Origin of the sequence: Alkalibacter mobilis, from assembly GCF_015594845.1 — a bacterium.
In the GTDB taxonomy this organism is placed as follows: Bacteria; Bacillota; Clostridia; order Eubacteriales; family Alkalibacteraceae; genus Alkalibacter; species Alkalibacter mobilis.
In genome coordinates this window covers 1-21945 of the sequence record NZ_JADNRK010000026.1, presented here as the reverse complement: position 1 = coordinate 21945, position 21945 = coordinate 1, and the positions used below count along the sequence as shown (strand labels likewise).

Genomic DNA, 21945 nt, shown 5'->3' with positions numbered 1-21945 from the left:
TTAAATTTTAGGCATTAAAAAATCACCTCTGGCATAAGACAGAGATGATCGCTCCAAAAAATAAGTTGCTTTAAATTTTTGATCCCTACTAAAGAACAAACAAATGATCTTTATAATTTTTTACAAAGTATTTCTTACCCTTTTGTTCGATGGTGTGTCCTTCCATTTCAAGCAATGACCTATGTCCGTCTATGCCGCCCGGGTATTTTTCATTTAATTCCCCATCTTTTTTTAGTGTTCTCCAATATGGAGTGATATCCGACTTTCTTTCATCCGATGCACGGGCAACAGTATTGATAAAGATCCCAGCTGTTAATTGACACGTATAATCTGCGCCATTTTGTTCAGCGAGGCAACTCCTAATATAATCCGATGTTATAACTTTGCCCTTGGGCACTTTTTTCATTACAGAATCATATGCCAAAGGAGGGGCTATGAGCATTTTAGTCCCCCCGTATCTGCTTATAGCCTTTGGATCTGTTATTTCAACAATTTTCGGCATATCCTTGTTGTCATTCAATTTTTCATTGAAAGATTTTTTTGCCATTTCACACCTCACTAGGTCAGTATTTTATTTGATGTTAAATACATTTTTTATCATTACCTGCAAAGACTTACATGATTTACATTTTATTTTTCCTATTTTTTCAAAAAACCCTTCAATAGATTACCAACATCGTCCACAATACTGCCGTCATCATCCGAGTCTAACAAATTTGAAACCATGTCCATCAAACCGCCACCTCTTTGTTTGGTCAACCCCCCCAGCAATCCGGCTACACCGGTAGGGTCAAGGTTTTTCTCTTTCTTTTGCTGAGCCAAAGCTCCGATCAGCAAAGGAGCCAATTGAGTTAACAAACCTGTAACTTGGTTTGATTCCAAACCTGTCTTTTTTGCCAAATTGTTTTGAACTCGATCTTTGTTTTCAGAGAAAATATGTTGCAACATCTTTTCTCCATCGTTTTTATTAACGTTATCAAGAAAATCTTGAATATCGTCAATATTATCATCTTGATGCTGATTCAGAGCCCCTGCCAATGATTCCGCACCCTGCTTTGTACTGGCATTTCGACCCATCGCCTGCAGCAATACAGGCACTCCCATTTGAGTCAATTTTTGTACTTCTTCCGGTTTTGCTCCTACAGAGTCTCCTAATTTGCTTAACGTGCCTTTATCGTTGATTTGTTCGCTTAAAAATTTAAATATATCCATAATGCACCTCCATGAACTTTAAATTATTTATACCCGGTTATATGACAAATAATGCACTCTGGAAATTTTCTCAACGTTATATTAGTGAATTTCCCTGTCTATTATGTTTTTTATACGCTTTTTTTAATAGAATAAAGTTTTGTCGCCAACTTGAATGTTGAATTGTCATATAGCACGAGAAATACCATCATATCATTTTCCAACAAAAATTCTTCAATTTCAGAAATGGCGATTTTAATTGCATCTTCATTAGGGTAGCCGAATGCTCCCGAAGATATCAAGGGAAATGCTATACTGTTCAGATCGTATTCTTTAGCTAAAATCAGTGAGTTTTTGTAGCAGTCCGCCAACAGTTTATCTTCGTTGCTTTTTCCACCATTCCATATGGGACCAACAGTATGTATTATATGCCTCGCGGGGAGATCGTAACCTTTTGTTATTTTAGCCTCGCCTGTTTTGCAACCATTCAGTTTACGACACTCTTCCAACAATTTTGTCCCGGCAGCGCGGTGTATTGCTCCGTCTACACCACCTCCGCCAAGCAAAGTCGAATTTGCCGCATTGACTATGGCGTCTGTATTTACTTTCGTAATATCATCTTTTATTATTTTCAGTGGCATTATTTGGCCTCCTTGACTTTAACCACTCCATTGACAGAGTCTTGAAGAGACAGCTTGACGTAATACCTGTTTCCATCTCCTGGCAATATAAAATCTGCAATCGACATGTCTCTTCCATTGGAATACATTAATTCACCAATGCTGTTGTAAACTTCCAAATTAAAATAAGTCTCTCTATCATAATAATCATCCAGTCCACATACGGTTGCTGTTAAATGAAGGTCTTTCTGAGGATCGTAAAACAACCATTGTTCCTTATCATCGATAAAGCCAAGGTTTATTTCTTCTGTACCCTTAATGGCTTCCTCTTGGCTGTATCCACCCATTTTTACCGGATAATAGTCGGCATTAAAATCAATAGATCCTTGGCATATGGAATCTTTATCCAAGTTTTCAAAGGTAATATCATAAGAACCTGCTTTCATGTATACATATCTGGAATTCCATTCTGTAGAATGAATATCAACATCAGCAACAATTAACTTATTACCGTCATTTATGGAAAAAGAACAATCTTCCTCCGGCAAAAACGCAGTTTTCCCGGATATTTTTACAAGTTGATTTTCCGATAAGTTTATTTTGTAAACAGCTGTGCCTGAAGTTGAAGTTAGCAATGGCACTGTTTTACCGATTTCCATTACGTTCTTTGATTCGATCGATGCATATGCAATGCCTAAACTGATCTCCCCCTTATTGCTTTCGCACAAAATCATACCTTCACCCTGTAAATCTGTCGTCAATGATAAATCTGACAATGGACTGCCGTCAGTTGATTCAATTAGATCATCATTTTCATCGTAGATAGATAATACGATATTTTCATTTTTGGAGTTTATGCCATCTGATTCATCATAAACTCGTATTCTGATTTTTCCAGGTACGCAATTTATTGGTATCTTATAAATTCCTGATCCGGAAATGAAGATTGAGGACTCATCAAAATAACTTTCGCCTAAATGCAACTCTTCCAAAAGGATGATTTCATCAGATGTACATCCCGAAATTGAAGTAATTATAATCAGCCCAAACACAATAAACATTACAACCATTCTTTTCAATTTTTTTCGCCTCCAAGGATATTCGCAGGCTTATAGTATCCTGTTTTTTGTTACTATTTTATCATATCATTAGTATCTACTAAAAGTCTCTTTAATAGCTGTAGTAATGCAATATAGTCAATTTTATCACTAAAACTTATTCAATTTTTCTGATTCAGATCCATCGAGATTGGATCTATATAGCCAATTATCGTCTTTGTAATAATATAGCCAATTACCATCTATTGCTGCAAACGAACCATCATAAATCATCTAACAGATTGATCCAAATGTAATCTTTCTAGATTTAAATGCCCTGATATTATGATTTTCCGATCCAATATTCTGTTGCCATCCACCATATAGATCTTGAGTTTATTTTATAAAACCTGTTGATTGAATTATTCCAACCATCAACAATATTTAGGTAGTTATCACCCGTTTCGTATTCTCTCCATCCAACGACCATTACCCAATGCCAGTTTGTAAATCCATTTGACAACAAAAGGCCTAAAGGATTACCTCTATTGACAGCTTCTTTTATTTTTTCATATGAATTTACACGTTTGTAATGCAAATCGCAGCCCCTTTCGGCAAAGTATGTTCTTGCCTTGCTCGATAATTTAATAACAGGTCCATTTCCAACAATTTTGTGGACAAAATTGAAAGTGTTCGAAACGCTGTCATCAACAATCAGATTTTTATATCCTGAACTGGAAAAATAAATTGCCAGATTTGTTACAAGTACCGCCCCACAATGGTTCTTAGCAAAATCTTTAAATTTTCTTGTAATGGCCCAATCAATATTTTTATTAATTATGCAGTTGGATGAATATACTCCCGTAGGCATTCCCGATAAATTTAGAATATTATATTTTTTTATAATCGCCACCCTCCAATCTAAAAAACCTCAAACTGTATTTTCACTTAATTTAAAACTCGAGTATATTTAATTTATATCCATTTCTGGTTTCAATCAACTAAGTGTGATAAAATTATTTTTGCACTTCTACATTGAACAGGAGAAAAAAATGACTATTAAAAATGATTACTGCAGTACAATTCAAACTCACAACAAAAGATTGCCCATTGTTTTTAAGAGCATCTTAATAGGGATCGGTGTCAGTTTAGTCACCATATTTTATCGTCTCGCTTTAACATCTGCTGAAAAGTTAAGTAATTCACTTTACAATTTTATAGGAGAAAATCAATTGTTGATTTTTCCTTTATTTATGTGTTTGGGAGCCTTAGGCTGGTTTGTCGGTCATTTGGTAAAAAGAAATCCTCAAATCGGTGGAAGCGGCATCCCTCAAGTAAAAGGTCAAATAATGGGTTATTTTAAATATCCGTGGATTTCCACTTTACTCACTAAATTCATTGGTGGTACCGTTTCCATTCTGGCAGGTTTGTCTGTGGGGAGAGAAGGCCCTTCCATTCAGCTTGGGGCTGCAACTGCACATGGTCTGGGAGAACGACTTTCAAATACCCGAACTGAGAGAAAAATCTTGATTGCCAGTGGTGCAAGCGCAGGTTTGGCAACAGCTTTTAATGCTCCTTTGGCCGGCGTGATGTTTGCACTTGAAGAAATTTTCAAGTATTTCTCTCCGACTATATTATTAGCAACTATAACTTCAGCCGTTACCGCAGATTTTATAGCAACCATATTCTTTGGGTTGGATCCAATATTCAACTTTACATTAAACAACGTCGTTCCTTTAAATAATTACTGGATAATTGTTGTTTTGGGTGTAATAGTAGGAACTTTCGGAGCATTTTATAATTATATTCTTATAAAGACAATGAGCATTTATAAAACAATTGCTGCCTACAATGCAAACTTAAAATTTATCATACCTTTTATTGTAGCTGGTATTTTAGGTTTGACGTTCCCAATCGTATTGGGTGGAGGAGAACACATCGTCGAGTCATTAAATTCAAGCAACAGTTTACGTTGGCTGCTACTGGTGCTTGTCGTAAAATTTTTCTTTTCGATGATTAGCTTTGGTTCAGGCGTACCCGGAGGAATATTTTTCCCTCTTCTCGTAATAGGATCCTTGATCGGCGGTATTTTTGCCAATATTACCATAAATGCTTTAGGAATGGATCCTGATTTATTTTATAATTTTGTAATATTGGCTATGGCAGGTTTCTTTACAGCTATTGTAAGAGCACCAATTACTGGCGTAATTTTATTGACAGAAATGACAGGTTCTTTCAGCCAATTATCCTCACTTACAGCTGTTTCAATCGTGGCATATGTAACCGCTGATTTATTAAAGAGCGCTCCCATTTACGACTCGCTTCTAGATTTGCAACTCAAAGAGAAGGTAAACCACAAGGATGAACAGGATGACTTTAAAAAAGTCACAATTGATACTATTGTTCACCACGGTTCAAAAATCGAAAATTGCTATCTAAAGGATCTTGGTCTTCCTTCAGGAAATCTAGTTATAGCCATACGCAGACATGGCAAAGATATCACACCCAATGGTTTAACAAAGATACAACCTGAAGATCATTTGATAATCCTCACCAGCGTGAATCAAGAAACATGTGTTCGTGAATTATTGCAGAAGTTGACTGACAGTGATTGAAACATTTATTGTCAGCGATCCAGAAGAAGGCATGAACATCGGTTATTTTAACCCAAGTTCATGCCTTCTTCTTATTTTACTATTGTTATACTATTTTCAATTTGTATATTAGGGTTTAAGCTATGCAAAACAAAACATTTTTCGTGAGATTTTTTTAAAATTTCATTCGCTTCCAACTCTGTCATATCACCTTTTAATTTGACGTGAATATGTATTTTGTCGAATAGTTTTGGTGGTGTCTCTGATTTTGTTCCCTTAAGGCTGACTTCAAAATCCTCTAATTCAACATCCATAGACTTGGCAGCAGGTAACATGAATAATCCAGTACAACTACCAAGACTCATAAGTAAAAGATCCGGTGGTGTTATAGCTTCTTCACTTTTATTTGGACTGATCATCACTGATCGACCATCTGAATCATTTCCAATAAAATTTTGTTTCCCGATCCATTTGATTTCTACATTCATTTATTACTACTCCTATCTTATTTCATGTTAGGTGTTTTCACGTTTAAAACACTGAAGATTTCACCCTGGTCTGCCCACAAAGCCATTTTTACATTTGGCGGGCACAAAACTATATCCGTTTCTTTGACTACAGCCTTCTCATCTCCGATTTGTATGGTACCTTTTCCGGAGACTATATAAAAGAATACATCCACAGGTACTTCATGTTCCGGCACCGCATCTCCTGGATTAAGAACTAGATTCATAACTCTTGTTGTGTCGTGATTAATCAGCTCTTTTGCCATAACACCTCTCATATTTATCTTTCCTTCTACTTCATGCATTCTAATAATTTTCATTTAAATTCCTCCTGATTTTTTACTGCATTGTTAATAAATTTTTTTAATTCCTTCTTGATTTTTTCCAATTCTTGAATCTCGCTTTTTGCAGCCATTCCACAAACTGTTCCTCGTATGGTACTGAATATTATTTCTGCTGTCAGATCGGCATTCAGTTTCCTTATCTCACCATTTTCCATGGCTTTTTCTAAAATCGATTTGAAAAATAGCGGTAGTTGCTCCGTGAACTCTTTCACCCCATCCAGATGCTGCAATTCCGGATTTGCACTTTCTCGAACCAAAACGGTCATCAAATCCCTGTTTTCTCCCAATTCATCAAAATGAAAATCCAAAAACATACCAATTTTTTCTATGTGTTTGCATTCTTTTTCTTTTAAGTGGTCAATATAAACTGCACGTTTCTTGTATTCATTTTGAAAAATGTGATCCAATATGGCATCCTTGCTTTTAAAATGTGTATATAGGCTGCCTACAGCTATCCCTGCTCTTTCCGATATCATTCTTGTAGTAGTATTGGCATAACCTTTTTTTGCAAGGATCTCTATGGCTTTTAGAATGATTTGTTCTTTTTTCATTTTTATTTCCTCCGTTGAACGAGCGCTCACTCATAGTTTATCATAATTGGTTTTTAAAATCAATACTATTAATTCCTAATGATTAAATCTAGCAATTGCCTGATAAAAAACAGGAATCCTTTGACCATAAGTCACAAGATTCCTGCGTATGCTTTGCTGTTATTTAAATTTTATTATGTCATATTTTTACTTTAATTTCCAGCTATTATCTCCATTGCATTCTTAGCTGCTATTCTTCCTGAATTAAATCCCCATGACAAGTTTATCCCAGATACATTGGTGTAAGAAACTCCGTCCATGATATTACCTTGCGACTCCACTCCCACGGCGTACAGCCCTTCAATCAATTCACCCTCAGTATTTAAAACCTGGCATCTGGTATCCACTTCAACGCCACCATTGGTGCAGTAAGCTACTGTCGTTCCCTTCACTGCATAATAAGGTCCTTCTCCTATTATATTTGCTGAGCTGACAGTTTTACCGAACAATGAATCTTTTCCTTCTTTACACATTTCATCATAAGCATACACATTATTTTTCAATATTTCAGGCTCAGCACCAATCTTCTCAGCAATTACTTCAAGAGTACCCTTATATGCTAATTCCTGATTTATAGCCTGGTCTAAAACAGCTTGAATATTGCTCATAGGTATATCTTTGCCTATGGTATTGTACTGAAAACTAAAGGCCATTGGATCGTAGTTTTGTCCGACAGCACTTGTCCCAGATTTCGAAATTTCATCTACTTGTTTTTGCGATAACAATACATAGAAATAAGAACCCTGCATCGAGTGTGTTACCGAACCTCTTGTCATATCATAATCCTGAACCTCTTCGTTCATGAAGCGCTCTCCCTGATCATTAACTTGCAATAGTGCGGAAGTTGTCAACAATGAATAAGGGATTGCACTGTCAAAGCCATTGAAATCTGTTACTTCGGCAGGAACACCTATTGCATGAGTACAGATCGTAGAAGCATTGTACTCATTCGCTCCAACTTCAAGCATCATGTTCAAACCTGAACCATCGTTTTGCTTAAGGCCAAGCAAACTGTACACGGCTCCAAGCTTTTCCTGCTGCATTTCTTCATTTCCTGCAAAACCACCTGTTGCCATTATGACAGCTTTTGCATTTACGGTAACTGTAGAACCATCGTATTTGACAGCCTTTACGCCCGTGATTTTCCCACTTTCATCTCTAATCAGTTCTTCTGCAGTCGTCTCAGTCAAAATTGTATCTACATCCTTGACCATATTTTCAAAGTATCCTCTCGTTTCCATGCCCATATACGGAAGACTTGTATATGCATTAATCAATTGAGCTCCTCCATGAGATACTGCAAAAAAAGACGTATCCGGTTCAATTTTAAAACCCTTGTCAACCAGCCAGTCTATGGTCTCTCCTGATTTACTTATCATCTTGCTAAATAATGATCCTTTGATAGACCAATTCATCAATTCTTCATAATGATCATAGTAGTTCTGTTTAAACTCTTCATCTACTCCATACCCTTGTTCAACTTGTGCTGAGGAATTCATACCCATTGGTCCCGCTGAAAGACCCCCGGTGCCTCCAAGCCTTGCCGATTTTTCGATTAAAACTACTTTTGCGCCAAGCTCGGTAGCTTGAGCTGCGGCGGTAGTTCCTGATGTTCCTCCTCCAACTACTACAATATCACAATCATATGTTTCTTCAGATGTATTTTTAACGATTTCGCGATCAAATCCTGTTGGATCTTGACCTGCTTCTTTAATTGCATTTTTAATAGCTTGTATGGCACCGTTGCTACTTGCTGTAGCACCGGTAATACCATCAATACTCAATGACTGAGCATCAATAATTCTTTCAGGAAGCAATTCTTGAACGTCATAAAATATTTGGTCCAAGTCATCCACTGCCACTGTTTGTAGAATAAACATGGGTGAATCAGTTGTAATAATGTGATCTTCATTTACTTTTTTCTCTAATTTGATCTCTTCTATTTTATCTTCGGACACGGTGACTGTTGCGACTATTTCTCCTGAATATCCTTTAGCAAAGCCAGTGTAAGTTCCAGGATTCATATTTATTGTTACATTTTCTCCATCTGATCCCTGAGCTTGCGCAAACAAATCTTCCACCGCTTGTATTATTGCATTGCTGGTGTAAGTGGCTCCCGCAATCCCATCTACTTTGGCTGATTTCAAATCAAAAATTTCCACCTCCAACACTTCTGCTGCCTTGCCACCGATTGCCGGAGTTTCATCCGGTGCTTCAATTTGTATGTTAGTTAATTCATCCCCTTTGAATGTGCCTGTTACCGTAATTGTTCCCCCAAATCCCTTAGCTTCTGAAGTGAAAGTTTTTTCTTGTCTCTGACATCCAAATAATGGAACTAACAAGAATAAAACAAGGATCACTGCATAAACCTTTTTTGTTGATTTTTTCATTTTTTCCCACCTTTTCATTATAGTTTGATATTTAATTTACAATCACATATTAAAACAACAACCAAGTAATGTAAAACTTCTATTTGTTGCTAATTGCACAACTATTAGTTGTACATTTGCTTAATGTATTTTAAAATGTAGTTATATATATAAGGGGATGATAGATTGAACATTCGACATATGGAGTTTTTCATTGAAATTTGCAAGGAAAAAAGCACATCAAAGGCTTCAAAAAACCTACACATTTCTCAGCAAGGATTAAGCAAAGCAATAAAGAGTCTGGAAAACGAAATAGGTTTTCCATTGTTCGATAGAACAACTAATGGTTTAGTAATCACAGAATATGGAAAACAATTTAAAGATCATGCCATGGTAATTCTCAATGAATATCAACTAATGCATCAGCAAATTCGTTTATTATCAAACAACAAAAAGAAATCTCTTTACCTTGGTTATGCTGAGGGCATTTTCTACATGCTACCGAAAAATTTCATTAGTCAATTCATGTTGGACTATCCCGACATCAACATAATATTAAAACGATACCAAGACAAAGAATGTGAAAATGCAGTACTTTCTAAAGAAGTCGATCTCGCTTTTACGACATCTCCCATAATTCATTCCGAACTAAAAACTCTGCTCAAATTCAGATCTGAGGTATATGCTGTAATAAACAAAGAACATCCACTTGCTGCAAAAGAGTCAATAACTATCAACGATCTCAAAAGAGAGCGAATAATCGCCTTAAATACGGATACTAAGTGCTCGTTAACATTAAATACTTTGAATTCATTAGGTATAGAACCAAAGCTTTTTATAAATCCATCTGAACTGAATATACAATTCGATTTATGCAGTGCTAATATGGCTATAGGATTTTACTCGGGGAATCCGGAACATCTGCCGCAAAATTTGTTGCTAAAACCGGTGACAAATTTTAAAGTCTCAGACGAATATGTAGTTATCACTCTAAATGAAACACCAGTAACCGATACAATGAATTACTTGATGGAAAGTTTGATAAATAGTGTGAATAGTGGGTTTTCTAATAACGAAAAAAATAGAGACTAAAAGGTTCCCCTCATGTCATAAAAGTGATGTGAGGGTATTTTCTATGTCGTTATTGGATATTCACCAGCCTTTAAGTAGTCAGCATACTTACTTGGAGATAATTTGGCTAAGTTTCATTGGTAACGATCATTAATCTAGAATGGTCTGTTGCTTAATAAAATGCCGTGATCTCGAACAAGCATATTCACTGTTTCTAGTACAAAGTCTACAGTTAGAAATTTACTATTTGAAACTCTTTTAATAGGTTGTCAGAAAGATTGTCTGTTTTCATGGCCTTCGCCATGCACGGATTCTTGCTAAGTTAAAGCTGCTGTTCTTCAGCAAAATGATTTTTCCCCATGGCAGCTCTCCCTTAACTTTGTAATTTAAGTATAACTAAAAGATCCTACAAAGCAGAGTCTGTTAATTTTGGGCAGTATACCCTTTATATTAACTGTCTACTTTATAGGATCCATTTTAAATTCGCAGGGTCTCTATTTTTGATTTGATTTAAGACATGCCCTTACCTCATTAGATCTTTATGCATATTGAATATCAATTTATATCCCATATCGGTTGGATGAAGTGGTACGGGAACTGTACTCGGATTAGTAGTAAACTCGGCTAAGTTGCTTAAGTCTCCAACTGCAAGTTTTATAGGATTTCCGTATTCTTCGAATTTGGAATAAACATCCACTACCTTGTATCCGTAGATTCCTGAATATCCTTTTATTGATGTATTCAACCCTTGAACAAAAATATCGACGGCGTCGTGAAGTATGGGAACATTTACAAATGGGTTATAAACCGTATTGACATAGATATCAGCAGATGGATTGATTGTTCTTAAATTTTGTATTATGGACGGCCAATTGATTAAGCCGAATTCTTCAACAGCTGAAATGAAAGTTACTTCTAAATCCGCCAATAAAACATTGAAGTGAGTATAAGCGGGATCAGATGGATTTTCCTGCCATCCCTCTAAATCTGCCATTAAACTTTGAATGTCGATGCCTGAAGGATATATATAATAATTCTCTATAACGAGTGTTCCGAAAGCTTCTAAAAATGGACTCAAAAGATCATTTCCGCCTATGCTTACAGTTATCACATTTGAAGCGCCGACTGCTGCCTGTACTCCATATGCATCGTCTGTATCGGATAGCGACCCTAATAGATCAGAGCTTGTAAGTCCATTTTGGGCAAGTTTAAGATATACACCTTCACCGTATATTCTTGTCAGATGTTCATTAAAATAATCAGTATACCCCACGCCTCCCGTCCCACCGGTACCAAATGCTATTGAATCTCCCAGTGCTGTATAAATCACACCTTCTTTAGGAGCTGCAAATGCTACTGATGTCATCAACATAAAAATCACCATGACAATTGAAAAAGCAACCTTGAAACGTCTCATTTTGATTCCTCCTTAATTAAGACAAATCGTTTACTTAAAATTTTAGGACTGAATACCAATGACGATATATTTATACCCGATCAATTCAAAATCAATCTTTGCATAATTTACCATATTAAACTAACCTACTACAATTACTCGTCTCAAAATCAACTACAGTATTACTTCTTTAAATGTTCTTGATTTACATTCAGCACTTTCTAGAAAAGTCAATTCAGCCTTTGTTATGATCAACATCGATCTTATATGATAAACTTGAACTTTATACATGCATAGAAATCTTATGATGATTGAGTATAAACCATTGCTTTTTACTTTAATTTGTTGTATCTTAATAGTCAAGCATCGTTACAAAAACCGCTTTGATCCCCAAATGGGACAGAGACCTGATAACTTCTACCTTCAAAACGTCGCCGTAAATTTGATATATGATGACGTCTGTTTTGTTGTGCTTATGAATACTAAGGTCTTCTGCTAAATGGCGGGAGGCTTTTTTTTTTAAAAAAATAAAAGTGATAAGAAAGGAGCTCAATATGAAAATCGGATTTATAGGCGCCGGAAATGTCGGCGTTTCCATGGGACGCTTTTTTAACAACAAGGGTCTCCAATTAACTGGCTATTACAGCAGAAGTTGGACTTCCAGTAAATATGCTGCAAAGCAAACTGATTCTCTGGTTTTTACTAATATTGAAGAGATCGCCCGTGTCAGCAACATCCTTTTTCTTACTGTGCCAGACAACGCTCTTGCTGAAATTGTCGATCGTCTTTATAAGTCCGGACAAATTACAAAAAAACATTTACTTGTTCACTTAAGTGGTGCGCTTGATTCCGGGATTTTTGCAACCTTTGACGACAATGGATGTGGGTGCTACTCTTTTCATCCTGTTATGACATTTCCCCACAAGGAGATTCCATGTCACACAATTGAGAAAGCCTGGTTCACCCATGAAGGAAATGAAAAAAACTTAAATGACTTCGAGAACATGATTAGCACGACCAATTTAAATGCTATAAAAATCAAAAAAGAAGATAAGGTCCTATACCATGGCGGCGCCTGTGTCCTTTCCAATTACCTCGTTACCTTGCTCTATTTCGGCTTTAAAATGCTGGAGTTCGTAGGTTGGGAAGATGATTTATCTAAAAGAGTCTTCATGCCCTTGATCCAAGCAACGTTGGAAAATTTCGAAAAGAAAGGTTCTTTGGCTTTGAGCGGACCAATTGCTCGAGGGGATGGCGAAACTATCAAGAAGCATATCGATTCCCTAGCTACTCATGATGAACAGTTACTTGATTTTTACACAAACCTGGGACGCTTGACCGCGCAGATGAATGGTAAAGATTTTGAAAATATTTTAAGAGGTGATCTGATATGAACAACAAATTTAACGTAGAAACTTTTGTTCGGTACAAGAAAGAGAATAAAAAGATTTCCATGCTGACAGCTTATGATTTTTCCACTGCGAAAATCTTTGATGAAGCTGGCGTAGATGTCCTTTTGGTCGGTGATTCCCTTGGAATGGTTGTGCAAGGATTGGATTCTACTTTGGAAGTTACCATAAATGATATGATATATCATTGTCGATGCGTCCGTAAAGGAGCAAACAGAGCCTTTGTTGTTGGAGATATGCCTTTTTTAACTTACCAAATAAGTGTGGAAGAGTCGGTTAGAAATGCTGGACGTCTTATTCAGCAAGGAAAAGCTCAAGCCGTCAAGTTAGAAGGCGGAAAAAACATTCGCGACAAAATTTGCGCCATCGTTGATGCTCAAATCCCTGTTATGGGTCATATCGGCCTAACACCACAATCAGTCAACGTGTTTGGCGGTTTTAAAGTTCAAGGAAAAGATTTGGTTCGGGCTGAGGCCGTACTTCAGGATGCCATAGCAGTACAGGAAGCAGGAGCTTTTGCTGTTGTTTTGGAGGGAATTCCAGAAAAACTCAGCAAACTTATTTCTGAAACCATTTCCATCCCCACTATCGGCATCGGTGCCGGAAGGTACTGCGATGGGCAAGTACTGGTAATGCACGATCTTATGGGAATGTTCAGTGGACAATCTCCCAAGTTTTCAAAACAATATGCGAATTTGGGACTTATAATGGAAAATGCTACCCAGAAATACATCAAAGAAGTCCAATCTTCCACCTTTCCTGAAGTTAAACATACTTTTACCATGGACGATGACATAATAAATGCTTTAAAGGAGAGGTACTAAATGGATGTAATATACTCTGTGACAGATCTTAAGCAGCATATAAAAGAAAATTATAACAATATGCGAATTGGTTTCGTTCCAACCATGGGATTTTTGCATGAAGGCCACCTGTCCCTGATCAAAAAAGCCATATTAGAAAACGACTTGGTTGTAACTACTGTATTCGTTAATCCGACCCAGTTTGGACAAGGAGAGGATTTTGAAACCTATCCTAGGGATCTTCAATCAGATATGGTCTTGGCCAAAGCTGCAGGAACTCACATATTTTTCAACCCCTCATCAGAGGAAATCTACCCGTTGAATTCCTCTACTATTGTTGAGACGGAAGGAGATATCGTAGCAAACTTGTGCGGAACTGCCAGACCTGGTCACTTCAAAGGAGTCGCAACAGTAATTACTAAATTTTTCAACATCATTCGACCGGATCGTGCTTATTTCGGTGAAAAGGATGCTCAACAAGTGGCGGTTATTAAAAAGATGGCGGCTGAGTTGTTTTTTGACGTCTCTATAGTGGAATGCCCAACTGTAAGAGAATCAGACGGACTGGCCAAAAGTTCACGAAACTCCAACCTACTCCCAGAAGAAAGATCACAAGCTCCTTTAATATTTAAGGCTTTAGAAGAAGTAAAAATGGAGTTTTTAAATGGAAACCTTGATACAACGTACTTGCTCCAAATACTACGATACAACCTTTTTAAAATAACCCATGGAGAAATAGACTACGCAGATATCGTGGATAAAAAAAATCTGGTGAAAATCGATCAAGTACAAAGTGATGCACTGGTAGCTGTCGCAGTTAAGTTTAAAAATGTCAGACTCATTGATAACATCACCTTAAAAAAAGAGGTGACGTCATGTTGATAACAATGTTTAAATCAAAGCTTCATAGAGCCACAGTTACTGATGCTGATATAAATTACGTAGGCAGTATCACTATTGATACAGACCTCTTGAAAACTTCGGATATCCTTCCAGGAGAAAAAGTTCAAGTAGTAAATATAAATAATGGTGCAAGATTTGAAACTTATACGCTTGCCGGAGAAGCAGGTTCAGGAGTGATTTGTGTCAATGGTGCTGCTGCAAGACTAGTACAAAAGGGAGATTTAGTCATAATCATTTCTTACGCTGCCATAGATAAGAAAGAAGCGCTTGCATTTTCGCCTGTCATTTGTATTTTGGACAAAAACAATAAAATATCCAGTGTAAAACACAAAGAAACACCTGGTAAAATGGAGTGATAACATGATAAAAGTAATTTTAACAGGTGGTGGAACATCTGAAAACATTGATGGGGTAAGAAAGATAACCAACCTTTCAACAGGAAGCCTTAGTAGCCTGATAGCTGAAAAGCTGATGGACTACGGAAGTAAATATGATCAAAATATCAAAATCTATTACGTTCATGCAGAAAACTGTATACTGCCTACAATGGAAAATAATTCTTCCAAGATCGAATTAATCACAGCAAACACAGTCTTTGATGTAAAAGAGGTCACCGAGAAACTTCTTCTGCATCAAAAGATCGATTTATTTATACACTGTATGGCTATTTCTGATTTTTCCATGTATGGATATCTGACCATGGATGATTTAGCTCGGCACATCTTTGACATTAAGTTGTACTCCCAAACTGCCTGTAAAAAACAAATCAAAAATTATTTTCAGGATCTTAACATGCAACAAAATGGAAAAATACCTTCAAACGACGATATTTGCGTGTTTATGAAACGCACTCCAAAAATTATAAACTTAGTCAAAAAAATTAGTCCTGGTACGTTCTTGGTTGGTTTTAAATTGTTGCAAGAGTGCAGTATTGAGGATCTCTTGGCTGCCGCAAACAATCAAATTAGAGAAAGTGGATCCGATCTTGTTCTGGCAAACGATGCCAACTCCATAAAAAACAACAGGCATGAGGGCATCCTTATCGATAAAATCGGAAACATCATCGGAACATTTGAAACCAAGGAACGAATTGCAAATGGAATCGTAGAAATACTTTCAAAAAAGGAGATCATATGAAAAAGCCAACGATAATATTGGGGGTTACTGGCGGAATTGCGTGTTACAAATCAGCCGATTTAGTCAGTCGTCTCGTTAAGAAGGGATTTGATGTCCACGTAATCATGACAAGAAATGCCACTGAATTTATTACTCCACTAACTTTTCAGAAACTTTCATCCCATAAAGTTGTCACAAACATGTTTGAAAAGACCGCCACATTTAGTGTGGAGCACATCTCACTTGCTCAAATTGCTGACTTATTTGTCGTCGTACCAGCCAGTGCAAATTTCATTGGAAAAATGGCCAATGGATTGGCTGACGATATGCTAACAACTACAGTCATGGCAACAAAAGCCCCTGTTATTATAGCTCCAGCTATGAATACGGCAATGTGGAACAACTCAATTTTAAAGGACAACATTGAGAAATTAAAAAAATATGGCGTAATCATAGTAGATCCTGCAGAAGGCAGGCTGGCTTGTGGAGATTTTGGAAAAGGCAAACTTGCTGAAATGGATGACATTATGCAGGTGATCGAAAAAAAATTGGTTGATATTCTTTGATCCTTAGCGGTATAGAGTCCTCCACAATCTAAACCTTCATGTACTTTTTTTGAATTAAGTGCGTGAAGGTTTAGAATTTATTTCAACCTGTAGGTATCATATCCTTTATAATTTAGCGAAATGACCTTGCTGTCCTTTTTCAAGTCACACAATATAGCATCTATATTTTTGCAGTCTCTGGAACTTAAAAATCCCTCAATTTCAAATTGATTCATAGGATGTCGCTTTATGATACTAATTATTGCCTCATAATCATTCTCAATTTCGCTGTGAAATCCTTGTGATTGAAGTAAGTCAATCGAAATACCTCCCAGAACATCGACGGCATGATCCATTTTCTCGCGCTCGACTGCTTTTACGTACGGTTCAGCCGGCGGTCTTACAGGAGTATTTATATATAACCGAGCATACTTGAGTTCTCCTAAAGTTTCAGAGTATTTTTTCAGGGATGAATCATCATCATTGATGCCATCGATCAACATAAGTTCGATCCACAGCTGTCCCTGATACTCTTCTGAAAATAATTTCAAACCGGAGCTGACCATTTTAAAATCGATGGATCCGTGGGGACGATTTATTCTTTTAAAGGTGTCAGCATCATACGCATCCAAAGTAGGCAATACAATATCAGCACAATACAGTTCTGATCTTAATTTTTTATCATAAAAAAGTGCCCCGTTGGTTATTACCGCAACCGGTTTATCCGTTCTTTTTTTTATTTCATCTATAAGTTCACCCAATCCCAGATATAGCGTAGGTTCACCTTCTCCAACGATAGTAACAGCATCAAATTTAATATTCGCTTTTAAAGTCATTTCAAATTCTTTTACGATTTCTTTCACGGGATAAAACATCCGACGTTTATTGGTCATATGGTCAGTTCTCCCCAGTTGACAATAGATACAAGAATAATTGCAGGTTTTTTTCGGAATCGGGCTGATTCCCAAAGATATACCTAACCTTCTCGATGGTACTGGTCCGTACACAAATTTCATTTCATTCACTTGAATCACCTCCTGGTATATTTAGAAAAAACAAATTTACATCTAAATCAATCTTTCTATTTTTCATGCCCGCAGAAACCTTAATGTCCATACTCAAATTATATTCCAAATTTTCAATTATTCCAATGATACGCTTATAGTTTGTATTTTATATCCATGAATTTGATACCTACTCAATTTTATGAATAATTTTTCATGTTTTGGGAATAATAAGTATGTACCATAAAACTGGAAGGAGGGTAAGGTTATCATAAGATCAACCTTACGTAAAGACATGAAAAAAAGAAACTTGGTATTGATATTGGTAATGATGATTATTTTAATATCTTCCTGCTCACAAGCTACTACGGACAATGCAACAAAAGGTCCTATAACGGTGGCTACCATGATTGATTCTGAAGGAGCCATTTTAGGAAACATGTTGCTTCTTCTAATGGAAGATTCGGGTTTTGAGGTAGAAAACAAAATTGGGTTTGGAACACCAGATATACTTAGAAAGGCCCTCGAGTCTAACGAAGTTGATTTGGTAGTTGATTACACCGGTTCCGGCCAATATTATGGAGCTGTTGCCGCCGCCGCAGTTTGGTCCGATCCTCAGCTAGGTTATGAAGCGGTTCAAACTTTTGACAAGGAAACAAATAACATCGAATGGTTGACACCGGCACCAGCCAATAATACTGAGATGTTGGCAGTAACAAAAAGCTTTTCAGAAGAAAATGACATTCGTACTATGGAAGATTTCGCTGAATACGTAACAAATGGAGGCGAAGTAAAACTTATCTGCTCAGCAAGTTTTTCAGACAACCCCATGGGTCTTCTGGGTTATCAAAACGCTTATGGATTTCAACTAACTTCCGATCAAATGATTGTTTTATCTCACGGCAACACTGCAGAAATGTTAAAGGCATTATATGATGGCAGTGACGGTGTAAATGTTTCACTGGTGTATGGAACTGACGGTTCTCTTCAAGAAATGGATATGCTGGTTCTTAAAGATTCTAAGAACGTTCCACCAGTATACCTTCCTGCGCCGGTATTGCGCGGCGAAGTTGCCGAATTATATCCTGAACTTCGAGATCTTTTCACAGATACATTTGAGTCTTTGGATTTGGAGACTTTACAGTCTTTAAATGCTCGAGTGGCATTCGGTGGTGAAGATGCTAAAATCGTCGCCGAAGAGTATCTTAAAGAGAAAGGTCTGTTGGATTAAATGGGGAGTGATTTTAATACTATGGGAGGAATCGAAAGATTTGGTATGTTTTTGATTATTTCAGGCTTTATAAGTCCTTCCTTCCTGATTTTACGACCTAACCGAATTATTGCAGGCATACCGTTAAATATTTTTACCATAGAGAAAGAACCACTCTTTCTCTTAGTGGCTTTTATTTCAATAATTTTCCTTTTCCTGATATCATCCATTAAGAATAAATCCTTGTTTATTGAATTATCATGCATGGTTCTTGGAATTTGGGCTTTCATTTTAATAATAGGAAAAACTTCTTCCAACTTATTGATAGGTACATCAACTTCTTTTAGAGTTTCACTGGGCATTGGATTCTGGCTGGTCATGGGCGGGTTCATTATTCTGTTGCGACAAAAGACTCTGAAGCTACAGGCCAATATTAAAGATCTTAAATTGAAATCTTGGATCCCATCATTGATATTTACTGTTTCCTTGTCAGGCATTTCCCTGTTATTTAAACTGGGTTGGCTTGATTCCATCTCCATAATGGGTGAACTAACAAGTCAAAGATCTCGAATTTGGAGTGAGTTCATTCGTCATATGCAACTTACTCTACACGCCGTAACCACTGGAATTTTTCTGTCTTTTATTCTTGGTTACGGAGCTTATAAAAAAAAATGGATCGAACGTCCTGTTAGTCTGATTGCCAACTTTTTTCAAGTAGTTCCTACCTTGTCAATGTTAGGCTTGCTGATGATTCCTCTTTCAATGCTGGCTATAACCTATCCTTTTCTAAAAGAACTTGGGATCAGCGGAGTTGGTTATTTCCCTGCTTATATTGTTTTGACTTCTTATACACTGTTACCTTTGACCAGCCATTTTACAGCTGGTTTTAGAAACATCTCATCTTCAGTGCTTGAAGGGGCTCGTGGGATGGGCATGACCAATTTTCAAATTTTCTTTCAGATTGAAATGCCCTTAGCACTACCTGTCATCTACACGGGTATTCGCACTGCACTGGTTCAGACTGTAGCCAATACAATTTTAGCCGGTTTAGTGGGCGGAGGCGGTCTTGGAGCTTTGCTTTTCCTTGGATTGGCTCAATCTGCGTTGGACCTGGTTGTGGTCGCTTCCCTGCTTGTGGTTCTTGTTTCCATATCTCTTAATCTGATTATGACAGGGTTTGAAGAAATGGTAAAACAGCGACAATTAAAGGAGGATCATTATGATTGACATAAAAAATGTCTATAAAAACTACGGTGACCAAGCTGTTCTCTCGGGTTTTGACTTATCCATCAAAAAAGGCCAACTGTGCATGCTTTTGGGACCTTCCGGATGTGGAAAATCTACATTATTAAAGCTGATCAACCGTTTGTTGATACCTGAAGCCGGAACTATAGAAATAGGCGGAAATCCAATCGAAAACATAAAGCCGGAACTATTAAGAAGAAATATGGGTTACGCAATACAAGGATCTGCATTATTTCCACACATGCGTGTGGAAGATAATATTGCTGTAGTCCCACGTTTAATGAACTGGCCCAAGCATAAAACAACAGCCCGTATTCAAGAACTGCTGGATTTAGTTGGGTTGAATCAATCTTTTGCTAAAAAATATCCTCATCAACTTTCCGGCGGAGAAGCTCAAAGAATAGGCGTTGCCAGAGCTCTTGCAGCAGACCCTGAAATTCTTTTGTTGGATGAGCCATTTGGGGCCTTGGATCCCGTGAGCCGACTTCAACTTCAAGAATCTTTTTTGGAAATTCAAAACAAATTGAAAAAAACAGTGGTCTTTGTTACCCATGATGTAGGTGAAGCTGTTCGTATGGCAGATTTTTTAGTTTTAATGAAGAATGGAACTGTAGTTGCCCAAGGACGACCTTTTGATATCGTACGTGAAGCAGAAGATGCGGTCTGGGATTTTCTCGGCAATAGTTATACCTTGGAGCTTCTAGAAAGAATCACCTTAAAAGATCTTGTCAGAAATTCTATCCCTATTCAAGAATTCAAAAATTTATCAGAACTAACGAAATTCAAGATGAACAGCACATGCAAAGAGCTACTTTCTGCAATGCTGATGAACAGCAATAGTGAATTGATGGTAAATCTGGGAGGTAATGTTTTTCAGTTTCGATTTGAAGACATTTTAACTTCTTTTGGCGGTGAAAATCAATGAATGACAAAAAAAATATTGAATTTTGGAACAATCTTGGAAAGAAGTTGTGGATCAAAGAAATCTTTCTATTAATAGTTCTTTTAGTTTTAATTAATGAATTTAGCATTCTTGAGCTATGGTTGAAAGATGTTTTGAATGTCGAAAAGGGATTTGTAGAGTGGATACCCTTGCAGAAACTTGTTATCCAATATTTAATTATTGTACTTGCTTCTGTACTATTTTCAAGCTTGGTTGGATTTACCCTTGGAGCACTGATCCATTTGTATGAATGGAAGGGGTTAAGAGAATTTGCCATCATGTTGGGTGGATTGGGTGTAACCTTTCCCACTGTTGCCATTATGGCACTGCTTGTTCCTTCCATGGGTTATGGCTATGAACCTGTAGTTGTATCACTGGTGATTTATGGAATATTTCCCATATTGACCGCCACCATGGATGGTTTGCGAGATGTTGATCAAGAATTCGTTCTTGCTTCCAGAGCTATGGGCATGAATAAATTTCAAGTATTTCGAAAAGTCGAGCTCCCACTGGCAAGTCCAGTCATACTTGCCGGACTTCGCACTTCCACGATCATAAGTATCTCAGCTGCGACTATAGGAGCTACCGTCGGCGCCGGCGGTTTAGGTCTGCCCATAGTCACAGGAATTAGAACCAATAACCCAATACTTATTTTAAAGGGCGCATTGCCAGTTATGCTGATAGCCATGTTGGCGGATCTACTTTTTTATCGTGTAGAGCAATCAAAAAAATGGCAGTAAGTATGGTAAATCAACTATTTCTAACTGATTTTAGTGGATTTCAGGACAACAAATCCTCCCTCACCAAATCCTTCTTTGAAATCTTGAATTGCTCTAACTTCAGTTAGCTTTCCAAAAACGGTTTGAATCACTTCGATTTCTGCGAAGCCTTTTTCTTGAAGTATAGATATGATATCTTTTGCTGAATAATACGGACGATAATTACCACCAAGTCCGGTGATTCGTTCCACCGTATCCGGTATGATATTCCACCCGTTCCGGCTTTGTTTCAATAACCTATAATGGAAGTATGCATCGACTGATATCGTC

25 protein-coding genes are annotated in these 21945 nt (G+C 37.1%); 12 read left to right on the top strand and 13 right to left on the bottom strand.

From position 1 onward, the window contains the following. Positions 1-88: 88 nt before the first annotated feature. The 5 genes from IWB18_RS10490 to IWB18_RS10470 all read right to left on the bottom strand — a co-directional run bounded on the left by IWB18_RS10490 (position 89) and on the right by IWB18_RS10470 (position 3761). The gene (locus IWB18_RS10490; RefSeq protein WP_195683580.1) at positions 89-547 is read right to left on the bottom strand and encodes an MGMT family protein; all 459 of its coding nucleotides are present in this window, start codon (positions 545-547) and stop codon (positions 89-91) included. Between the two features lie 92 nt (positions 548-639). After that, positions 640-1212 (bottom strand): DUF937 domain-containing protein, encoded by a 573-nt coding sequence (locus IWB18_RS10485; protein ID WP_195683579.1) that lies wholly within the window; start codon positions 1210-1212, stop codon positions 640-642. A 110-nt stretch (positions 1213-1322) separates the two neighbouring features. Continuing rightward, positions 1323-1832, bottom strand: coding sequence for an O-acetyl-ADP-ribose deacetylase (locus IWB18_RS10480; RefSeq protein WP_195683578.1), 510 nt, complete (start codon positions 1830-1832; stop codon positions 1323-1325). Further along, positions 1832-2890 carry a hypothetical protein gene (locus IWB18_RS10475; RefSeq protein ID WP_195683577.1) on the bottom strand — a complete coding sequence of 353 codons (1059 nt, stop codon included), beginning with the start codon at positions 2888-2890 and terminating at the stop codon, positions 1832-1834. Before IWB18_RS10475 ends, IWB18_RS10480 begins: the two co-directional genes overlap by 1 nt. A 301-nt stretch (positions 2891-3191) precedes the next feature. Further along, entirely contained in the window at positions 3192-3761 is a 570-nt protein-coding gene (locus tag IWB18_RS10470) for a hypothetical protein (protein WP_195683576.1), read from the bottom strand. Between the two features lie 139 nt (positions 3762-3900). On the opposite strand from IWB18_RS10470, the gene IWB18_RS10465 reads away from it, so the two are divergent. Further along, positions 3901-5463 (top strand): ClC family H(+)/Cl(-) exchange transporter, encoded by a 1563-nt coding sequence (locus IWB18_RS10465; RefSeq protein ID WP_195683575.1) that lies wholly within the window; start codon positions 3901-3903, stop codon positions 5461-5463. A gap of 71 nt (positions 5464-5534) precedes the next feature. Here the strand turns inward: IWB18_RS10465 and IWB18_RS10460 are convergent, their stop codons facing one another. The 4 genes from IWB18_RS10460 to IWB18_RS10445 all read right to left on the bottom strand — a co-directional run bounded on the left by IWB18_RS10460 (position 5535) and on the right by IWB18_RS10445 (position 9272). Beyond that, entirely contained in the window at positions 5535-5930 is a 396-nt protein-coding gene (locus IWB18_RS10460) for an OsmC family protein (protein ID WP_195683574.1), read from the bottom strand. 17 nt (positions 5931-5947) lie between these two features. Next, positions 5948-6268 (bottom strand): cupin domain-containing protein, encoded by a 321-nt coding sequence (locus IWB18_RS10455; protein ID WP_195683573.1) that lies wholly within the window; start codon positions 6266-6268, stop codon positions 5948-5950. Next, positions 6265-6843, bottom strand: coding sequence for a TetR/AcrR family transcriptional regulator (locus IWB18_RS10450; protein WP_195683572.1), 579 nt, complete (start codon positions 6841-6843; stop codon positions 6265-6267). The genes IWB18_RS10455 and IWB18_RS10450 overlap by 4 nt, the downstream gene beginning before the upstream one ends. Positions 6844-7034: 191 nt before the next feature. Beyond that, the gene (locus IWB18_RS10445) at positions 7035-9272 is read right to left on the bottom strand and encodes an FAD-dependent oxidoreductase (protein WP_195683571.1); all 2238 of its coding nucleotides are present in this window, start codon (positions 9270-9272) and stop codon (positions 7035-7037) included. Positions 9273-9437: 165 nt separating this feature from the next. Between IWB18_RS10445 and IWB18_RS10440 the strand changes: the two genes are divergently transcribed. Further along, positions 9438-10343 (top strand): LysR family transcriptional regulator, encoded by a 906-nt coding sequence (locus IWB18_RS10440; RefSeq protein WP_195683570.1) that lies wholly within the window; start codon positions 9438-9440, stop codon positions 10341-10343. A 502-nt stretch (positions 10344-10845) separates the two neighbouring features. Here the strand turns inward: IWB18_RS10440 and IWB18_RS10435 are convergent. Beyond that, positions 10846-11739, bottom strand: a complete 894-nt coding sequence (locus IWB18_RS10435; RefSeq protein WP_195683569.1) for an SGNH/GDSL hydrolase family protein — start codon at positions 11737-11739, stop codon at positions 10846-10848. Positions 11740-12272: 533 nt separating this feature from the next. Here IWB18_RS10435 and IWB18_RS10430 point away from each other — a divergent pair. The 6 genes from IWB18_RS10430 to coaBC are packed head-to-tail and all read left to right on the top strand — an operon-like array spanning position 12273 to position 16515. After that, on the top strand, positions 12273-13112 hold the full coding sequence (locus tag IWB18_RS10430) for a Rossmann-like and DUF2520 domain-containing protein (protein ID WP_195683568.1): 840 nt from the start codon (positions 12273-12275) through the stop codon (positions 13110-13112). Further along, entirely contained in the window at positions 13109-13951 is an 843-nt protein-coding gene (gene panB / locus IWB18_RS10425) for a 3-methyl-2-oxobutanoate hydroxymethyltransferase (RefSeq protein WP_195683567.1), read from the top strand. Before IWB18_RS10430 ends, panB begins: the two co-directional genes overlap by 4 nt. After that, positions 13952-14812 (top strand): pantoate--beta-alanine ligase, encoded by an 861-nt coding sequence (panC, locus tag IWB18_RS10420; RefSeq protein ID WP_195683566.1) that lies wholly within the window; start codon positions 13952-13954, stop codon positions 14810-14812. After that, positions 14806-15189: an aspartate 1-decarboxylase gene (gene panD, locus IWB18_RS10415; RefSeq protein ID WP_195683565.1), complete on the top strand. Its 384-nt coding sequence runs from the start codon at positions 14806-14808 to the stop codon at positions 15187-15189. Before panC ends, panD begins: the two co-directional genes overlap by 7 nt. A gap of 4 nt (positions 15190-15193) precedes the next feature. Further along, the gene (locus IWB18_RS10410; protein WP_195683564.1) at positions 15194-15970 is read left to right on the top strand and encodes a phosphopantothenoylcysteine decarboxylase domain-containing protein; all 777 of its coding nucleotides are present in this window, start codon (positions 15194-15196) and stop codon (positions 15968-15970) included. After that, the gene (gene coaBC / locus IWB18_RS10405) at positions 15967-16515 is read left to right on the top strand and encodes a bifunctional phosphopantothenoylcysteine decarboxylase/phosphopantothenate--cysteine ligase CoaBC (RefSeq protein ID WP_195683563.1); all 549 of its coding nucleotides are present in this window, start codon (positions 15967-15969) and stop codon (positions 16513-16515) included. The genes IWB18_RS10410 and coaBC overlap by 4 nt, the downstream gene beginning before the upstream one ends. A gap of 77 nt (positions 16516-16592) precedes the next feature. Here the strand turns inward: coaBC and IWB18_RS10400 are convergent, their stop codons facing one another. Then, positions 16593-17510 carry a radical SAM protein gene (locus IWB18_RS10400; RefSeq protein ID WP_207740818.1) on the bottom strand — a complete coding sequence of 306 codons (918 nt, stop codon included), beginning with the start codon at positions 17508-17510 and terminating at the stop codon, positions 16593-16595. 283 nt (positions 17511-17793) lie between these two features. Here IWB18_RS10400 and IWB18_RS10395 point away from each other — a divergent pair, with 283 nt between their 5' ends. Next, positions 17794-18729: a glycine betaine ABC transporter substrate-binding protein gene (locus IWB18_RS10395; RefSeq protein WP_195683561.1), complete on the top strand. Its 936-nt coding sequence runs from the start codon at positions 17794-17796 to the stop codon at positions 18727-18729. Here the strand turns inward: IWB18_RS10395 and IWB18_RS10390 are convergent. After that, complete coding sequence (locus IWB18_RS10390) at positions 18726-19205, bottom strand: hypothetical protein (RefSeq protein WP_195683560.1); 480 nt, start codon at positions 19203-19205, stop codon at positions 18726-18728. The genes IWB18_RS10395 and IWB18_RS10390 overlap by 4 nt on opposite strands. Before the next feature lie 97 nt (positions 19206-19302). On the opposite strand from IWB18_RS10390, the gene IWB18_RS10385 reads away from it, so the two are divergent. The 3 genes from IWB18_RS10385 to IWB18_RS10375 are packed head-to-tail and all read left to right on the top strand — an operon-like array spanning position 19303 to position 21636. After that, complete coding sequence (locus tag IWB18_RS10385) at positions 19303-19935, top strand: ABC transporter permease (RefSeq protein WP_195683559.1); 633 nt, start codon at positions 19303-19305, stop codon at positions 19933-19935. Then, positions 19928-20878, top strand: a complete 951-nt coding sequence (locus IWB18_RS10380; RefSeq protein ID WP_195683558.1) for an ABC transporter ATP-binding protein — start codon at positions 19928-19930, stop codon at positions 20876-20878. The genes IWB18_RS10385 and IWB18_RS10380 overlap by 8 nt, the downstream gene beginning before the upstream one ends. Continuing rightward, positions 20875-21636, top strand: coding sequence for an ABC transporter permease (locus IWB18_RS10375; RefSeq protein ID WP_195683557.1), 762 nt, complete (start codon positions 20875-20877; stop codon positions 21634-21636). The genes IWB18_RS10380 and IWB18_RS10375 overlap by 4 nt, the downstream gene beginning before the upstream one ends. Before the next feature lie 20 nt (positions 21637-21656). Here IWB18_RS10375 and IWB18_RS10370 read toward each other — a convergent pair. Further along, positions 21657-21945, bottom strand: a 289-nt coding sequence (locus tag IWB18_RS10370; RefSeq protein WP_207740817.1) for a hypothetical protein, incomplete at its 5' end; no start/stop codon positions are given.

What these genes read in the sequence shown, in the direction of transcription:
- IWB18_RS10385 (WP_195683559.1), top strand. Translation starts at nt 19,303, where the DNA reads ATGCAACTTACTCTACACGCCGTAACCACTGGAATTTTTCTGTCTTTT.
- IWB18_RS10445 (WP_195683571.1), bottom strand. Translation starts at nt 9,272, where the DNA reads ATGAAAAAATCAACAAAAAAGGTTTATGCAGTGATCCTTGTTTTATTC.
- IWB18_RS10380 (WP_195683558.1), top strand. Translation starts at nt 19,928, where the DNA reads ATGATTGACATAAAAAATGTCTATAAAAACTACGGTGACCAAGCTGTT.
- panB (WP_195683567.1), top strand. Translation starts at nt 13,109, where the DNA reads ATGAACAACAAATTTAACGTAGAAACTTTTGTTCGGTACAAGAAAGAG.
- IWB18_RS10400 (WP_207740818.1), bottom strand. Translation starts at nt 17,510, where the DNA reads ATGAAATTTGTGTACGGACCAGTACCATCGAGAAGGTTAGGTATATCT.
- IWB18_RS10390 (WP_195683560.1), bottom strand. Translation starts at nt 19,205, where the DNA reads ATGCCTGACAAGGAAACAGTAAATATCAATGATGGGATCCAAGATTTC.
- coaBC (WP_195683563.1), top strand. Translation starts at nt 15,967, where the DNA reads ATGAAAAAGCCAACGATAATATTGGGGGTTACTGGCGGAATTGCGTGT.
- IWB18_RS10490 (WP_195683580.1), bottom strand. Translation starts at nt 547, where the DNA reads ATGGCAAAAAAATCTTTCAATGAAAAATTGAATGACAACAAGGATATG.
- IWB18_RS10410 (WP_195683564.1), top strand. Translation starts at nt 15,194, where the DNA reads ATGATAAAAGTAATTTTAACAGGTGGTGGAACATCTGAAAACATTGAT.
- IWB18_RS10375 (WP_195683557.1), top strand. Translation starts at nt 20,875, where the DNA reads ATGAATGACAAAAAAAATATTGAATTTTGGAACAATCTTGGAAAGAAG.
- IWB18_RS10465 (WP_195683575.1), top strand. Translation starts at nt 3,901, where the DNA reads ATGACTATTAAAAATGATTACTGCAGTACAATTCAAACTCACAACAAA.
- IWB18_RS10450 (WP_195683572.1), bottom strand. Translation starts at nt 6,843, where the DNA reads ATGAAAAAAGAACAAATCATTCTAAAAGCCATAGAGATCCTTGCAAAA.
- panD (WP_195683565.1), top strand. Translation starts at nt 14,806, where the DNA reads ATGTTGATAACAATGTTTAAATCAAAGCTTCATAGAGCCACAGTTACT.
- IWB18_RS10435 (WP_195683569.1), bottom strand. Translation starts at nt 11,739, where the DNA reads ATGAGACGTTTCAAGGTTGCTTTTTCAATTGTCATGGTGATTTTTATG.
- IWB18_RS10460 (WP_195683574.1), bottom strand. Translation starts at nt 5,930, where the DNA reads ATGAATGTAGAAATCAAATGGATCGGGAAACAAAATTTTATTGGAAAT.
- IWB18_RS10395 (WP_195683561.1), top strand. Translation starts at nt 17,794, where the DNA reads ATGAAAAAAAGAAACTTGGTATTGATATTGGTAATGATGATTATTTTA.
- IWB18_RS10455 (WP_195683573.1), bottom strand. Translation starts at nt 6,268, where the DNA reads ATGAAAATTATTAGAATGCATGAAGTAGAAGGAAAGATAAATATGAGA.
- IWB18_RS10480 (WP_195683578.1), bottom strand. Translation starts at nt 1,832, where the DNA reads ATGCCACTGAAAATAATAAAAGATGATATTACGAAAGTAAATACAGAC.
- IWB18_RS10485 (WP_195683579.1), bottom strand. Translation starts at nt 1,212, where the DNA reads ATGGATATATTTAAATTTTTAAGCGAACAAATCAACGATAAAGGCACG.
- IWB18_RS10430 (WP_195683568.1), top strand. Translation starts at nt 12,273, where the DNA reads ATGAAAATCGGATTTATAGGCGCCGGAAATGTCGGCGTTTCCATGGGA.
- panC (WP_195683566.1), top strand. Translation starts at nt 13,952, where the DNA reads ATGGATGTAATATACTCTGTGACAGATCTTAAGCAGCATATAAAAGAA.